Source organism: Micromonospora sp. NPDC018662, from assembly GCF_044391475.1.
Taxonomy (GTDB): Bacteria; Actinomycetota; Actinomycetes; order Mycobacteriales; family Micromonosporaceae; genus Micromonospora.
Genome location: NZ_JBISAC010000002.1, coordinates 801003 through 815080 on the forward strand (window position 1 = coordinate 801003; position 14078 = coordinate 815080).

Here is a 14078-nt window from a genome sequence, read left to right on the forward strand (position 1 = left end):
GGCGTCGAGAAGGGGCCCCTTCTCACCGGCCGGCCGATCAGGTGGCGGCGAGCAGCACCGACTCGGCCATCAGGTAATAGCCCTGGTCGTCGTCGTCGGGGGTGGCGTCCTCGCGGACCCGCTCCACCGCGACGTAGCCGTCCACCGCGTACGCCCGGCCCGGCTGCCAGCCGATCCCGTCCCGCCCGACGTCCAGCACGAACTCGGACCGGGTCGCGCCGGTGAGCGGGTCCAGCGTGACCAGTTCCCGCCGGTCGGTCAGCAGGTGCACCCGTCCCGGCTCGACCGCGAGCACCCGGGCCGGGTGGACGTCGGCCCGTCGCCACAGCTCCTCGCCGGTACGCGGGGACCGCCCGGTCACCACGCCGCCGGACGTGTCCACCACCCGCTCGCCGTCCAGCACCGACGCCGGCCCGTCCAGGCCCGGCGCGGCGGTCGGCTCGCCGGGATCCGTCACCAGCCAGCCCCGGCTGCGCCCACCGTCCGGCCCGGCGGTACGCAGGCCACGGCAGCCGGAGTGCCCGTAGTGGCAGCCGACCGCTGTGACCACGAGTCGGTCCGGCGCGTCCGGTGGCCGCCAGCGGGTGCGCACCACGCCGGTCGCCGCGTCCCGCAGCTCGAGCGCGGCCGGTCCGTCGCAGGTGTCCACGCCGACGAGTTCGCCGCTCGCGGTGCTGCCCACGTCGACCCGGCAGCCCCGGCCGACGTCGGCGCGCCACAGTCGGCGGCCGTCCGTCAACGCGTACCCGCCGACCGCGCCGGGACCGGCGGCGAGCAGCACGTCGCGGCCGTCGGCGGTGCGGGCCACGTGCAGGCCGGCCGGATCCCAGACCGTGGCGGCGAACGTGCGGCGGGGCTTCGGCACCGACCCCGGCTCGGGCCCGTCGGCCCGCCAGGCCACCCGGCCGGTACGCGCGTCCAGCGCCACCAGCTTCCCGTCGGACCAGCGGCTGACCACGGTGGTGCCCTCGGCCAGCACGCCGACCAGCGTCGCCGGCCACCGTCGGTAGGACCAGAACGGGGTGACCCGGTGCCGACCGGTGACCGGCTGGTCCGCGTACACCTGGCGGGTGCCGGCGTAGACGCGGAGCCGGCCGTCCACGACCAGCGGCGCCACCGGCAGCCGCCCGATCACCCCGGCGGTCGGTGTGGTCGCCTCCGGGTACGCGCCCCGGGCCTCGGTCTCGACCTCGGCCGGCGCCAGCACCCGGACGACCACGGCGACCGACGCCGCGACGGCCAGCACCGCCACCAGCGCCACCACGGCCCGCCGCCTGCCGGCCTTCGCCATCCGCCACCTCCGCCCCGGCACCCTACCGGCCGGGGCACGACCGCGATCCGGTCGCCCGACCCTCGGCTCAGGCGGCCTCGGTGGAGCGGCTGGGGCCGGCGGCCAGCGCCAGGTCGGCCAGGTCACGCCGGAGCGCGCCCTCCACCGCCCGGGCGGCCAGGCCGCCGAGGATCAGCGCCAGCACCCGACCGTACGGCCGGGTGGGCACCGCCTCCTGCTCGACGGTGACCTCGGTGCAGCCGCGCCGCCGCCGCTCGACCGTGCGCAGCGTGAAGGTGATCCGGTAGTCGACGCCGGACCCGGGAGAGCCGAGCACCAGGCGGCGCGGCGCGACGGCCTCGACGACCTCGAACTCCTCCGGCTCGGCTCCGCCGTCCGGTCGGAGGCGGGTCTCCCGCCAGGTGGTGCCGGGCCCGAACCCACCGGCGGTGAGCACCTCGACCGCGCCGACCGCGGAGAGCCAGTCGGCACGGGCCGGAAGGTCGGTGAGCAGGCGCCAGAGGTCGGCGTCCTGCGCTTCGATGAAGGCGGAAACGGTTACCGTGGACATGGCACCTCCCGTGTCGTCCACGGTACGGGCCGTCACCGGTGTGGGGGAGCCCCATGGTGACAATTCCGCCGCCGGCGCCCCCGGCGGGGCACCGGGGTCGCCGGGATCGATCAGCCGCGGAAGGCGTCGCGCCGCAACGCCGTGACGAACGCGGTCCACCCCGGTGGGCTCACCGCGAGTGCCGGACCGCTGGGGTCCTTCGAGTCGCGTACGCCCACCACGCCGTGCGCGGCCACCACGTTCGTGGCCACCTCGACGCAGAGGCCCTGATCGTTGGAACGGCTGCTGGTGCGCCAGACGGCACCGATCAGCTCGGTCATGCTCGGTCCTCCCTGTGTTTCCTCGTGGGTGCGTACCGGACCGGCACCGCCCGCGCGCACCCGATCCGCGTCGATCAACGCACGAGGAAACGGCCCCGGTCGCACAGTGGGTGCGACCGGGGCCTTCGGTTCGGGAAACCGGATCTCAGCGGGCCGGGAGGACCGTCCCGGTGACCTCGCCGAGCGCGATCGTGGTGCCGTCCGGGCCGGGCGCGGTGGCGGTGATCGTCACCGTGTCGCCGTCGGCCAGGAACGTCCGCTGGCTGCCGTCGGCGAACGTCACCGGCTCGGACCCGCCCCAGGTGAGTTCCAGGAACGAGCCGACCTGGCCGCGTTCCGGGCCGGAGACGGTGCCGGAGGCGTAGAGGTCGCCGGTGCGCAGCGACGCCCCGTTGACGGTGAGGTGGGCGAGCTGCTGGGCCGGCGTCCAGTACATGGTGGCGAACGGCGGCTCGGTCACCCGCTCGCCGTTCCACTCCACCGACAGCGTCAGGTCCAGCCCGAGGTGCGGGGTGTCGCGCAGGTAGTCCTGCACCGGCGGGTCCTGGTCGGGCGCGGGCACGAACGCGGCGCCGAGCGCGTCCAGCGGCGTGACCCAGCCGGCCACCGAGGTGGCGAACGACTTGCCCAGGAACGGGCCGAGCGGCTGATATTCCCAGGCCTGGATGTCCCGGGCCGACCAGTCGTTGACCAGCACCACGCCGAAGACGTGGTCGGCGAAGTCGGCCACCGGCACCGGCTCGCCGAGCCGGCTCGGCACGCCGACCACGAAGCCGACCTCGGCCTCGATGTCGAGGCGTACGGAGGCGCCGGTGGTGGGGCCCTGCGCGCTGGCGCGCTGCCCGCTGGGGCGTACCACCGGCGTGCCGGAGACGACCACCGTGCCGGCCCGGCCGTGGTAGCCGATCGGCACGTGCTTCCAGTTCGGCAGCAGCGGCGGCTGGCCGGGCCGGAAGATCTGCCCGACGTTCGAGGCGTGGTGCTCGGAGGAATAGAAGTCGACGTAGTCCGCCACCTCGAACGGCAGCAGCAGCTCGACCTCACCGACCGGCACCAGCAGCGGCTCCACCGCCGGCCGGTGCGCCGGGTCGGTGAGCAGCTCGGTGACGCGCTCCCGGACGGCGGTCCACTGCGGCCGGCCGAGCGCCAGGAACGCGTTCAGCGTGTGCCCGCCCAGCGCGCCGCCGGCCAGCACCAGACCGGCGGCCTCCGCGCCGGCCAGGTCCAGCACGAGATCGCCGATGCGGACGCCGATGCGCGGCTCGCGCTCACCGTGGCGGAACACGCCGTACGGCAGGTTCGTCACCCCGTACGGCGAACCCGCCGCCCCAGGAACCCAGCTCACGATTCGAAGCCTCCGTTCACCAGCCCCAGCCGGATCAGATCGGTAAGTGGTTCGGCGATGCTGCACGAGCCGTACCCGACCCAGAGCGGGCGCTGCGCCTCGCGCCGGGCCCGGGCCGCCTCGACCACGCGCACCGAGTCGGTGACGGCCAGCAGCTCGGCCACACCGTCCACCTCGGCGCCCTCGACCGCGGCCAGCGTGGCGGCCAGCACGTTGACGAAACCGTGGTGGGTGAAGCCGGTCTCCGGATCGCGGTGCCGGATCGCGTGGTGCAGCCCGGCGGTGAGCTTGAACGGCAGGTCCCGGTCCCGGCAGGCGCAGATGACCGCGGCCAGCTCGACCGGGGTCGGGAACAGCTCGGCGGCCAGCCCGCCGGTGCGGAACTTGGCCGCCACCGGCAGTCCGCCGGCCCGGGCCTCGGCGAGCGCGTCCAGCGCGCCCATCAGCCCGAACGTCAGTGGGATCTCCGCGTAGACGGCGGTGCCGTCGAGCCGCCCGGCGAGCGCGACCAGCTCGGCCAGGCCGGGTTGCGGGTCCTCGCCCCGCTTGGCGACCGGCGCCTCGACCTGCCGGGCGGTGACGCCGTCCGGCGTGAGGGCGGCGAGCGCGGCGGGTAGCCGGTCGAGGCCGGTGTCGCCGATCAGCCCGATGACGAAGCCATCGGCCGGGTCCACCTGCCCGCGCAGCGCGCCGTCCTCGATCTCCGAGGCGGGCAGCAGCAGCGGGCCGACCAGGCCGGCGTACCAGGCGTCGCGGTGCCGGCGGTGCGCGGTCACCGCGTCGGGCAGCGCGGCGTTGCCGGGCGGAAAGACCGCGGCGTCGTCGACCAGGCCGGTGAGGAGGCGGGGCACCTGCGTTGACACGAGAGAAGAATGTACGGGACGCTACGAGGAACGGACAACCGCGTCCGATTATCGGACGCCACCGGCCGGCCAACGGGACATAACGGAGGCGAGATGCCGTACTACCGCAGCGTGGGCGAGGTGCCCCGCAAGCGCCACACCCAGTTCCGGCAGCCCGACGGCACGCTCTACGCCGAGGAACTGGTCGGCCAGGAGGGCTTCTCGTCCGACTCGTCGCTGCTCTACCACCGGCACGCGCCGACCGCGATCCTCGCCGCCGAGGAGTTCGCCCCGCCCACCGTCACCCGGGTGCCGAACCTGCCGCTCAAGCCGCGCCACCTGCGCACGCACAAGCTCGACGGCAGCGGTGCGGACCCGGTGCTCGGCCGGCGGTACCTGCTCGCCAACGACGACGTCCGGATCGCGTACGTGCTGGCCGACCGGCCGTCGCCGCTGTTCCGCGACGCCACCGGCGACCACTGCCTCTATCTCGAATCCGGCTCGCTGCGGGTGGAGTCGCCGTTCGGCGCGCTCGACGCCGTGGCCGGCGACTACGTCGTCATCCCCACCTCGACCATCCACCGCCTGGTGCCGACCGGCGACGAGCCGACCCGGCTGCTCGCCGTCGAGGCGTCCGGCCACATCGGCCCGCCCAAGCGCTACCTCTCCGTACGCGGGCAGTTCCTGGAGCACTCGCCCTACTGCGAGCGCGACGTCCGGGGACCGGACACCCCGCTGCTGGTCGACGGCGAGGAGGTGGAGGTGCTCGTGAAGCACCGCCGCGGATGGACGAGGTACGTCTACGCCAACCACCCGTTCGACGTGGTCGGCTGGGACGGGCACCTGTACCCGTGGGCGTTCTCCATCCACGACTTCGAGCCGATCACCGGGCGGATCCACCAGCCGCCGCCGGTGCACCAGACCTTCCAGGGCCCGAACTTCGTGATCTGCTCGTTCGTGCCGCGCAAGGTCGACTACCACCCGGCCGCCATCCCGGTGCCGTACAACCACCACAACGTCGACTCCGACGAGATGCTGTTCTACACCGGCGGCAACTACGAGGCCCGGCGCGGCTCCGGCATCGAGCAGGGCTCGATCTCGCTGCACCCGTCCGGCTTCACCCACGGCCCGCAGCCGGGCGCCGCCGAGCGGTCGATCGGGGCGGACTTCTTCGACGAGCTGGCGGTCATGGTCGACACGTTCCGCCCGCTGGACCTCTGCGACGCGGGCACCGCCTGCGAGGACGACGGCTACGCCTGGACCTGGGCGCGCAAGCCCTGACGTACGACGAAGGGGGCCGCGCGAACGCGGCCCCCTTCCTCGCATCGGATCGTCAGAACGTCGAGGCGTCGATGACGAAGCGGTAGCGCACGTCGGAGGCGAGCACCCGCTCGTACGCCTCGTTGATCTTCTCGGCCGGGATCACCTCGATCTCGGCACCCAGCCCGTGCTCGGCGCAGAAGTCGAGCATCTCCTGGGTCTCCGCGATGCCGCCGATCATCGAGCCGGCGAACGACCGCCGGGCCGGGATCAGCGAGAACGCGCGCACCGACAGCGGGTCCTCCGGCGCGCCCACGTTCACCAGCGTCCCGTCCACGGCCAGCAGGCCCAGGTAGGCGTCCAGGTCGATGGTCGCGCTGACGGTGTTGACGATCAGGTCGAACGAGCCGGCCAGCTCCGTGAACGTCCCCTCGTCCGAGGTGGCGAAGTAGTGGTCGGCACCGAGCCGCAGCCCGTCCTCCCGCTTCTTCAACGACTGGGACAGCACGGTCACCTCGGCGCCCATGGCGTGCGCGAGCTTGACGGCCATGTGACCGAGGCCGCCCATGCCGATCACGGCCACCTTCCGGCCCGGCCCGGCGTTCCAGTGCCGCAGCGGCGAGTAGGTGGTGATGCCGGCGCAGAGCAGCGGCGCGGCGGCGTCCAGCTCGATGCCGTCCGGGATGCGCAGCACGAAGTCCTCGGTGACCACGATGGCCTGTGCGTAGCCGCCCTGGGTCGGCTGGCCGTCCCGGCCGACCGCCCCGTACGTGCCGATGTTGCCCTTGAGGCAGTACTGCTCCAGACCCCGGCGGCAGTTGTCGCACTCCCGGCAGGAGTCGACCATGCAGCCGACGCCGACCCGGTCGCCGACGGCGAACTTCGTCACCGCGGAGCCGACCTCCCGCACCACGCCGGCGATCTCGTGGCCGACGACGATCGGATAGGTGGTCGGGCCCCACTCGCTGCGCGCGGTGTGGATGTCGGAGTGGCAGATGCCGGCGAACTTGATGTCGATGAGGACGTCGTCCGGTCCGAGGTCCCGCCGCTCGATGGTGGTCGGCGTGAGCGGGTCGGTCGCGGACGTCGCCGCGTAGGCGTTGACAGTCAGCATTCGACCTTCCTACCCCGGGACCACCGGCCGGCACACGTATGCTTCCTCACCCGGGCCAGCGGGAATACCCGTTCAGCGCCGGGTGAGCGCGACGAACCCGGCGACCACCGTGGCGGTGATCGCCCCGACCAGCGGCCACGGGCCACCGACCAACGCGTAGACCAGCAGCAGCAGCGGCGCGGCGGCCCCCGCGTACACCGCCGGGGCCAGACCGCGCGACATCGCGTCCCGCACGCCGGGCAGCCGGGTCAGCGGCCGCCAGGCCAGCAGCACCGCCCCGACCGCCGCCAGCGCCGCGAGCAGCCGGGACACGCCCGGCGCGGTCGGGGCCAGCGCGGCGACCAGCAGGGAGGCGGCCAGCGACCAACCGGCGGCGGACAGCACCAGCCGGCGCACACCGGCATCGACGGTCCGCACCGGGTCGGGCCCGGCCGGGGAGATGTCGGCCACCTCGGTCAGGTGCTCCAGCGTCTCCGCGTAGCGCCGCCGCTCCAGCCGGGCCACGCCCGGGTCCTGCCCCGCGCCGGCCAGCTCCGGGTCCAGTCGCAACGCCTCCCGGTAGGCGCGCTCGGCCAGGTCGAACAGCTCCAGCCGGACCGCGACCAGGCCGAGCACGAGGTGCGCCTCCGGTTCGTCCGGCGTCAGCTCGACCCCCCGCCAGGCCGCGTCCAGCGCCGGCTGCCCGTTGCGCGCGGCGGACAGGATCGCGGCGGCGCTGCGCTGCGCGTACGCGTCGGTGGGGTCGAGCGCCAGGAGCTCGTCCGCGGTGCTCGCGGCGGCCTTCCAGCGCTCCAGGTCGAGCAGCGCGAACCCGCGTGCCACCAGCGCCGGCGCGCCACCCGGGTCGGCGGCGACCGCCGCCTCGGCCACCGTCAGCGCCTCGGCGGGACGACCGGCGGCGAGCTGCATCCGGGCCAGCATGGTCAGCGCGGCGAGGTGCGCGGGCTCCACCGCGATCAGCGCGGTCAGCTCGCCGATCCCCTCGTCGTAGCGGCCCAGCTCGGCGAGGAGGTGCGCGCGTTGCAGGTAGCCGTCGGCGGCGGACTGGTCGGGGGCGGCGTCACTCGGCATCCCGGCGAGCGTAACCGCCGTCACCCGGCGACGCGGAACGGGTCAGTGCGCCGGTGCCTCGTACACCAGCGCCACCGCGATGCCGGCCAGCCCCTCGCCGCGCCCGGTGAAGCCGAGGCCGTCGGTGGTCGCCGCGGACACCGTGACCGGCGCGCCGGCCGCCTCGGAGAGCACGCGTTGCGCCTCGTCCCGACGGGACCCGATCCGGGGCCGGTTGCCGACCACCTGCACCGACACGTTGCCGATCGTGAAGCCGGCCGCCCGCACCCGGCGCGCGCTCTCGGTCAGCAGCGCCACCCCGGAGGCGCCCGCCCACTCCGGCTGGTCGACCCCGAAGTTGGCGCCCAGGTCGCCGAGGCCGGCGGCGGAGAGCAACGCGTTGCAGGCGGCGTGCGCCACCACGTCGGCGTCCGAGTGGCCGGCCAGGCCGTCCTGCCCGGGCCAGTGCAGGCCGGCGACCCAGCAGGGCCGTCCGGCCGCGAACGCGTGCACGTCGGTGCCGACGGCCACCCGAGGAACGATCATGACCCGAGCGTACGCGTCGCTCCTGGACGATCGCGTGGGCTAGCGCTAGCTTTGTCCCGTACGCCCCAGTGTCGCCTCTGCCTCGTGCATGCGCCTGGGGCTCTTTTCGCTCCGGCATCGTGAGAGACCCCGGACCACTGGGTCCGGACCGCTCTGTGTGCTCTCCTCGTGCAAATCAGATCTCCGGGCGGTTGCCAGCGTGGCGTCGCGCCTTCAACACCCCACGCGCCCAATTCAGCATCGAGCACCCATCTTCCCGGCACTGCGCGTCCGGGTGGTCCAGCTCACCAGCCGGCCCGACTTCCCCGAGCCGTTCGAACGCCTAGCCGGTGGCTCCGTCTGGTGGGCGGAAGACGTAGAGCGTTGGATCGCGGAACACCAGCCGTGGAAGGCACGCGGCGCGGACGAGCCGCCGCCACCCGAGAGCTGAACAAGGCTGACTAGCACTACCTCACCGGGCATGCCACCACTCCGTCGCCGCCCACGTCGATCAAGGAGTTCGCGTCACGAGGGACCGTGCGGCCGACGCAAACTCCTTGATCGACGCAGCACGGGGACGGTCAGGCGCCGGCGGTCAGGAGGTGTTCGGCGAGGGTCAGGTCGAACGGGCGGGTGATCTTCAGGGCCAGCTCGGAGCCGGGCACGCAGAAGACCGCGACGCCCTGCTTCTCCACCAGGCCGGCGTCGTCGGTGAGCGGATCACCGGCCGCCCGGTGCGCGGCGGTCAGCACCGGCCGGCGGAAGCCCTGGGGGGTCTGCACCGCGCGCAGGACGGCCCGGTCGACGGTGCCGAGCACCCGCTCGGCGGCGTCGACCTCCTTGATCGTGTCGACCACCGGCAGCACCGGGATCACCGCGTCGTGCCCGCCGCGGACCGCCTCGGCCACCGCCTCGACCAGTTCGGGCGGGGTGAGCGCCCGGGCCGCGTCGTGGACCAGGACGATCTCCGGCCCGGCCGGCACGGCGGCGAGGGCCGCCGCGACGGAGGCCTGGCGTTCGGCGCCACCCGGCACCACGGTCACCGGTGCCACCGGGGCCAGCAGCGCCCGGACCGACTCGACGTCGGCGGCGGGCGCGGCCACCACGATCGTGTGCACCGACGGCGCGGCGGCGATCCGCCGGACGGCGTGCACCAGCAGCGGCTCGCCGCCCAGCGCTCGGAGCGCCTTCGGAGCGCCGGGGCCGAGGCGTACGCCGGCACCGGCCGCAGGAACGAGGACCGCGACGTCACCGCGCGGATTGAGCTGCGCGGTCACGTCGCGGTCCTCGGTTTCGTTCCTGGTGCTGCGGGTAGAGGCAGCGGTGCGGATCAGGCTTCGGTCAGCACCTTGTCGAGCAGCGACTCCGCCTCGTCCTTGGTGCTCTTCTCGGCCAGCGCGACCTCGCCCACGAGGATGTCACGAGCCTTGGCGAGCATGCGCTTCTCGCCCGCCGACAGGCCCCGCTCCCGCTCCCGGCGCCACAGGTCGCGGACGACCTCGGCCACCTTCAGCGGGTTGCCGGAGGCCAGCTTCTCCAGATTCGCCTTGTAACGCCGCGACCAGTTGGTGGGCTCCTCGGTGTGCGGAGCACGGAGCACGTCGAAGACCTTGCCCAGGCCCTCTTCGCCGACCACCTCGCGCACACCCACGATCTCGGCGTTCTCGGCGGGCACCCGGACCGTCAGGTCACCCTGCGCGACCCTCAGGACGAGGTATTCCCTGGGCTCGCCCTTGATGACCCGAGTCTCGATTGCCTCGATGAGTGCGGCCCCGTGGTGGGGGTAAACAACGGTCTCGCCGACACTGAAAACCATAGGTTCGAAACCCCTTTCGCTGTGTCTAGGGTAACACGCTCAGGCACCGATGTCTCACCGCTGTCCTGATCGTTGGCGCAGCTCAGGGGCCCTGTGAGAGGTATTTCTTCGGCTTGACAGGAGGCCAAGACGATGGATTGAACACGCTCCGTGACGAACAAATGACAACCCGGTACGGGTGACCGGAGCGTACGGATCTAGGGCAATGCGCTTCTTCCATGGTAGCTCCGTAACTCCACCCGCGCCCAGGTGTGGCGGTACGGCCCCCGGTGCGGGACCCTGATGGTGGACGTGACGTCCGCTCGCCGAGACGTTCCTGGGGGTCCGATGGGCGTGCCTGACGCGGACGGCCAAGGCCCGGCGGACGGGCTGCCGGGGCTGCCTCCGGAATGGGGCCGGGTCGTCGTGCCCGACGACGCCTCGGCGCTCGCCGACGAGGCCCGGCAGGTCCGCCGCGAGCTGCGCCGCGCGCCTCGACGCACCGGCCGGCCGGCCCGGTTCACGCTCCCCCTGCTGACGCTGCTGGTCTCGGTGCTGATCACACTCGCCGGGCTGGCCGCCGTCACCTGGCCGCGACCGCACCGCTCCCCCGGTGCGCCGACCGTGCTCCCCCGGGCCAGCGCTCCCACGCCGGCGGCGGTCGGCCCGCTGCCCGCGCTCGACCTGGTCGGCGCCGACGACACACCGGTGCCGCTGCGCAGCCTGCTCCCCGCCATGATCATCCTGGTCGACGCCTGCGCCTGCGTCGACCAGGTCGGCACGGCGGCGGCCACCGCACCCACCGGCGTCACAGTGGTCACCGTGACCGAGGGCCGCAGCGCCGGGCCCGCCACCGCTCCCGGGGTACGCCCACTCGGCGACCCGGCCGGCGGCCTGCGCTCCTACCTGCACCTCTCGGCCCACCCGGGCACCGCCGCCGCGCTGCTCGTGGACCGACGGGGCACGCTCGTCCGGGTGGTGCCGGAACTGGGACCGGCGGCGGACTACCAGGCCGACCTGGCCCGGTTGGCCGGCTGAACCCGGCTCAGTAGAGCGCCTCCATCCGCGCGTCCAGCTCGACCTCGCCCCGTACCGCGGCGAACCGCACCAACACCGGCGCGCCCGTGCCGCCCAGGAGCGAGACGTTCACCCGCCCACCGCAGCCCATCACCCGCTCCACGCCGTCGGAGCCGGCCCCGGACACCGTCATCGAGACGGCCCCGTCGCCGGCACAGCTCACCGACAGCCGGTACTCGTCGTCCCGCGACGGATTCGCCTGCCGCACGACCGGCGGCCCGCCCGGCGACAGCCGGGACGTCTCCCGCCACACCACGTGCGACACGTCCCCCTGGCGCGTCCCACCGTCGGGCTCCACGTCGACCACCACCGGCGAACGGACCTCGCCGGTACGGGGATCGACCTCGACCACCATCCTGGAGCGGGCTGTCGGCTGCTCCGGTGGCGCCGCCCCGACCGCGGCGTCGACATCGACGCGGGACCGGGCGAGGTCGTCGGCGGAGGCGCCCACGGTCGTGCCCAGCCAGGGCGCCGTCGACCGCCACCACCACCCGCCGAGCGCCACCGCCAGCACGGTCAGGCCGACCAGCATCGCCGCCCGGATCCGCTCCTCCGAGACCATGCCGAGCAGCGTATCGACGCGACCGGCGGCCCGTCAGCCCGCGCGCTCCAGCAACGCCGCGTAGAGCGTCAGCCCCGGCCCGAACGCGAGCATCACCACCCGACGCGGCGGCGACGGCCTACCGGCCAGCCGGTCCAGGATCAGCAGCACCGTCGGGGACGAGCAGTTGCCGTGCTCGGCCAGCGTCTCCCGGGACGCCGCCAGCGCCGTCGGCGGCAGCTCCAGCTCACGCTCCACCACGTTGAGGATCCGCGGGCCACCCGGGTGCACCGCCCAGCCGTCCACCTCGGACCGGTCGCAGCCGTGCCGGGCCAACAGGTCGTCCACCAGGTCGCGGACGAACCGGGACAGCACCGTGGGCACCTTCGGCGACAGCCCCATCCGGAAGCCGGTGTCGGTGACGTCCCAGGTCATGTGGTCGGCGGTGGAGGTGTCGGTGACGGAGGTGACCTCGCGCACCGCGTACCCCCGGCCCCCGGGGACGACCACGGCGGCGACCGCCGCGTCCGAGAAGAGCGCGTGCGAGACGATCTGCTGGGTGTCCACCCGGGCACCCGGCGGCTGGATGTGCAGGCTGGTCAGCTCCGCGCAGAGCAGCAGCGCCGGCCGCCCCCGGGCGGTGACGAAGTCGCTCACCGCACCCAGCCCGGGCAGCGCCGCGTAGCAACCCATGTGCCCCACGAACATGCGCTGGGTGCCCGGGGCCATGCCGAGGTCACGGGCCAGCAGGATGTCCAGGCCGGGCGTGGCGTAACCGGTGCAGGAACAGACCACGAACAGGCCGACGTCGGAGGCGTCCAGGCCGGCGGCGGTGAGCGCGCGGCTGACCGCCTCCTTCCCGAGCGGCAGCGCCTCGACCTGATAGCGGCGCATCCGGCGCTCGGTCGGCCACTCCGAGACATCCTCCAGCAGCGGGTTCACCGCCGCCTGCCGCCGGGTCACCCCGGAGTTGGCGAAGATCTTCTCGGCCAGCACCCGCGTGGTGCCCGAGAAGTGCTTCTCGAAGAAACCCGTCCACAGCTCGTCCTGCGCGGCGCCCGGCGGCAGCGCCATGCCCAGACCCGCGATCACCGGTACGCCCACGTCCCCCACCTCTCGACAACGTTCCCCGCTCCCGGGCCGGCCTTCGTTCGCGACTGCGGGGCTCGCAGAACCGGCTCACTCCTCGCGCTCACCAACGAGGGACCGAGCCGTCCCGGTCCGGGTCGCCGCCGAGCGCGGCGATGCCGAGCCAGTCGGCGCACACGTCGGAGGTGGCCGGATGCAGCGAGCCGCACCGGGCGTCCCGGTAGAGGCGCTCCAACGGATGACCCCGGCGGGTCGCCGACGTGCCGGCCGCCTCCAGCATGGACGCCGCCACGTCGGCCGCCGTGGTGCCGGCCAGCAGCTTGGCCCGCCACACCCAGCGGTTCGTCTCGGCGGAGCCGGGTTCCTCGTCGACCCGACGGGCCGCCTCGGCGACCACCAGCTCGGCGGCGGCGGTGGCCGCGTCCGCCCGACCCAGGCGGGCCCGGACCGCCGGCAACCCGGCCAGGCCGCGGGTGTTCAGGTGCTCGGCGGCCGCGTCGATCGCGGCCCGGGCCACCCCGACGTAGACGGCGGCATAGCTGGCCACCAACCAGTGCGGCATGAGCTGGGCCACCACCAGCGCCAACCCCTCCACGCCGCCGAGCAGCCGGTCGGCCGGGACGGTCACGTCCAGGTGCAGGTCGTGCGACGAGGTGGCGCGCATGCCGAGCGAGTCCCAGGTCGGCTCGACCGTGATCCCCGCCCCGGCCGGGACCAGGAACTGGGAGACCAGCGACTGGTCGGTGGCGCTGCGCGCGGCCACCAGGTAGCCGTCCGGGTGGCCGGCGCCGGAGCAGAACGTCTTGGCGCCCTTGATGTGCCAGCCACCGTCGACCGGCTCGTAGACGGTGCTGAGCTGGGACAACCGCGCGCCGGCGCCGCGCTCGCTCATCGCCACCGCATACCACGCGCCGTCGGCCGCCGCGCGCAACAGCCGGTCGCGGGCGGCCAGCGCCTCCTCCGGTACGCCGAGCGCCTCGGCCAGTTCCTCGGTCACCGCGCCCAGCGCCCCGGTGACCGAGGCGTGCATGTTGAACACCAGCGCGGTGGCGCCGTTGCCGCGGGCCAGTTCGGTGGCGACGGCGGCGTACTCGGCGAAGGTCGCGCCCTGCCCGCCCAGCTCGCGCGGGACCATCAGCCCGAACAGGCCGGCCTGGCGAAGGTCGGCGAAGTCGTCCACCGGGAACGAGCCGTCCCGGTCGTGCCCGGCCGCCCGGGCGGCCAGTCGCGGCGCCAACCGGCGGGCCGCCTCCAGCGCGTACACGGTCATGTCGCCCCC

At 74.1% G+C, this 14078-nt stretch carries 15 protein-coding genes; 2 read left to right on the forward strand and 13 right to left on the reverse strand.

What is annotated here, in order from left to right; all coding sequences use genetic code 11:
* Window positions 1-37: 37 nt before the first annotated feature.
* The 5 genes from ACH495_RS09200 to ACH495_RS09220 all read right to left on the reverse strand — a co-directional run bounded on the left by ACH495_RS09200 (window position 38) and on the right by ACH495_RS09220 (window position 4369).
* Window positions 38-1291 (reverse strand): PQQ-binding-like beta-propeller repeat protein, encoded by a 1254-nt coding sequence (locus tag ACH495_RS09200; RefSeq protein WP_396857180.1) that lies wholly within the window; start codon window positions 1289-1291, stop codon window positions 38-40.
* Window positions 1292-1358: 67 nt separating this feature from the next.
* On the reverse strand, window positions 1359-1841 hold the full coding sequence (locus ACH495_RS09205) for an SRPBCC family protein (protein WP_396857181.1): 483 nt from the start codon (window positions 1839-1841) through the stop codon (window positions 1359-1361).
* Between the two features lie 110 nt (window positions 1842-1951).
* Window positions 1952-2161, reverse strand: coding sequence for a DUF397 domain-containing protein (locus ACH495_RS09210; RefSeq protein WP_396857182.1), 210 nt, complete (start codon window positions 2159-2161; stop codon window positions 1952-1954).
* A gap of 145 nt (window positions 2162-2306) precedes the next feature.
* Entirely contained in the window at window positions 2307-3506 is a 1200-nt protein-coding gene (fahA, locus tag ACH495_RS09215; RefSeq protein WP_396857183.1) for a fumarylacetoacetase, read from the reverse strand.
* Entirely contained in the window at window positions 3503-4369 is an 867-nt protein-coding gene (locus ACH495_RS09220) for a hypothetical protein (protein WP_396857184.1), read from the reverse strand. The genes fahA and ACH495_RS09220 overlap by 4 nt, the downstream gene beginning before the upstream one ends.
* Window positions 4370-4462: 93 nt before the next feature.
* Between ACH495_RS09220 and ACH495_RS09225 the strand changes: the two genes are divergently transcribed.
* Window positions 4463-5629, forward strand: coding sequence for a homogentisate 1,2-dioxygenase (locus ACH495_RS09225; protein ID WP_396857185.1), 1167 nt, complete (start codon window positions 4463-4465; stop codon window positions 5627-5629).
* 52 nt (window positions 5630-5681) lie between these two features.
* On the opposite strand, the gene ACH495_RS09230 is transcribed toward ACH495_RS09225, so the two are convergent.
* From ACH495_RS09230 to ACH495_RS09250, 5 genes are all read right to left on the reverse strand, one after another.
* Window positions 5682-6722, reverse strand: coding sequence for an NAD(P)-dependent alcohol dehydrogenase (locus ACH495_RS09230; protein WP_396857186.1), 1041 nt, complete (start codon window positions 6720-6722; stop codon window positions 5682-5684).
* Window positions 6723-6794: 72 nt separating this feature from the next.
* Window positions 6795-7793, reverse strand: coding sequence for a tetratricopeptide repeat protein (locus ACH495_RS09235; RefSeq protein WP_396857187.1), 999 nt, complete (start codon window positions 7791-7793; stop codon window positions 6795-6797).
* A gap of 42 nt (window positions 7794-7835) precedes the next feature.
* Window positions 7836-8318: a 2-C-methyl-D-erythritol 2,4-cyclodiphosphate synthase gene (gene ispF / locus ACH495_RS09240; RefSeq protein WP_396857188.1), complete on the reverse strand. Its 483-nt coding sequence runs from the start codon at window positions 8316-8318 to the stop codon at window positions 7836-7838.
* A gap of 560 nt (window positions 8319-8878) precedes the next feature.
* Window positions 8879-9574 carry a 2-C-methyl-D-erythritol 4-phosphate cytidylyltransferase gene (gene ispD, locus ACH495_RS09245; RefSeq protein ID WP_396857189.1) on the reverse strand — a complete coding sequence of 232 codons (696 nt, stop codon included), beginning with the start codon at window positions 9572-9574 and terminating at the stop codon, window positions 8879-8881.
* Window positions 9575-9627: 53 nt separating this feature from the next.
* Complete coding sequence (locus ACH495_RS09250; protein WP_091610855.1) at window positions 9628-10113, reverse strand: CarD family transcriptional regulator; 486 nt, start codon at window positions 10111-10113, stop codon at window positions 9628-9630.
* A gap of 327 nt (window positions 10114-10440) precedes the next feature.
* On the opposite strand from ACH495_RS09250, the gene ACH495_RS09255 reads away from it, so the two are divergent.
* Window positions 10441-11130: a hypothetical protein gene (locus ACH495_RS09255; protein ID WP_396857190.1), complete on the forward strand. Its 690-nt coding sequence runs from the start codon at window positions 10441-10443 to the stop codon at window positions 11128-11130.
* A gap of 7 nt (window positions 11131-11137) precedes the next feature.
* Here ACH495_RS09255 and ACH495_RS09260 read toward each other — a convergent pair whose 3' ends face one another.
* From ACH495_RS09260 to ACH495_RS09270, 3 genes are all read right to left on the reverse strand, one after another.
* Complete coding sequence (locus ACH495_RS09260; protein WP_396857191.1) at window positions 11138-11731, reverse strand: hypothetical protein; 594 nt, start codon at window positions 11729-11731, stop codon at window positions 11138-11140.
* A gap of 33 nt (window positions 11732-11764) precedes the next feature.
* Complete coding sequence (locus ACH495_RS09265) at window positions 11765-12823, reverse strand: type III polyketide synthase (protein ID WP_396857192.1); 1059 nt, start codon at window positions 12821-12823, stop codon at window positions 11765-11767.
* A gap of 79 nt (window positions 12824-12902) precedes the next feature.
* The gene (locus tag ACH495_RS09270; RefSeq protein ID WP_396857193.1) at window positions 12903-14069 is read right to left on the reverse strand and encodes an acyl-CoA dehydrogenase family protein; all 1167 of its coding nucleotides are present in this window, start codon (window positions 14067-14069) and stop codon (window positions 12903-12905) included.
* Window positions 14070-14078: the final 9 nt, after the last annotated feature.

What these genes read in the sequence shown, in the direction of transcription:
- ACH495_RS09200 (WP_396857180.1), bottom strand. Translation starts at nt 1,291, where the DNA reads ATGGCGAAGGCCGGCAGGCGGCGGGCCGTGGTGGCGCTGGTGGCGGTG.
- ACH495_RS09205 (WP_396857181.1), bottom strand. Translation starts at nt 1,841, where the DNA reads ATGTCCACGGTAACCGTTTCCGCCTTCATCGAAGCGCAGGACGCCGAC.
- ACH495_RS09210 (WP_396857182.1), bottom strand. Translation starts at nt 2,161, where the DNA reads ATGACCGAGCTGATCGGTGCCGTCTGGCGCACCAGCAGCCGTTCCAAC.
- ACH495_RS09225 (WP_396857185.1), top strand. Translation starts at nt 4,463, where the DNA reads ATGCCGTACTACCGCAGCGTGGGCGAGGTGCCCCGCAAGCGCCACACC.
- ACH495_RS09230 (WP_396857186.1), bottom strand. Translation starts at nt 6,722, where the DNA reads ATGCTGACTGTCAACGCCTACGCGGCGACGTCCGCGACCGACCCGCTC.
- ACH495_RS09235 (WP_396857187.1), bottom strand. Translation starts at nt 7,793, where the DNA reads ATGCCGAGTGACGCCGCCCCCGACCAGTCCGCCGCCGACGGCTACCTG.
- ispF (WP_396857188.1), bottom strand. Translation starts at nt 8,318, where the DNA reads ATGATCGTTCCTCGGGTGGCCGTCGGCACCGACGTGCACGCGTTCGCG.
- ACH495_RS09250 (WP_091610855.1), bottom strand. Translation starts at nt 10,113, where the DNA reads ATGGTTTTCAGTGTCGGCGAGACCGTTGTTTACCCCCACCACGGGGCC.
- ACH495_RS09255 (WP_396857190.1), top strand. Translation starts at nt 10,441, where the DNA reads ATGGGCGTGCCTGACGCGGACGGCCAAGGCCCGGCGGACGGGCTGCCG.
- ACH495_RS09260 (WP_396857191.1), bottom strand. Translation starts at nt 11,731, where the DNA reads ATGGTCTCGGAGGAGCGGATCCGGGCGGCGATGCTGGTCGGCCTGACC.
- ACH495_RS09270 (WP_396857193.1), bottom strand. Translation starts at nt 14,069, where the DNA reads ATGACCGTGTACGCGCTGGAGGCGGCCCGCCGGTTGGCGCCGCGACTG.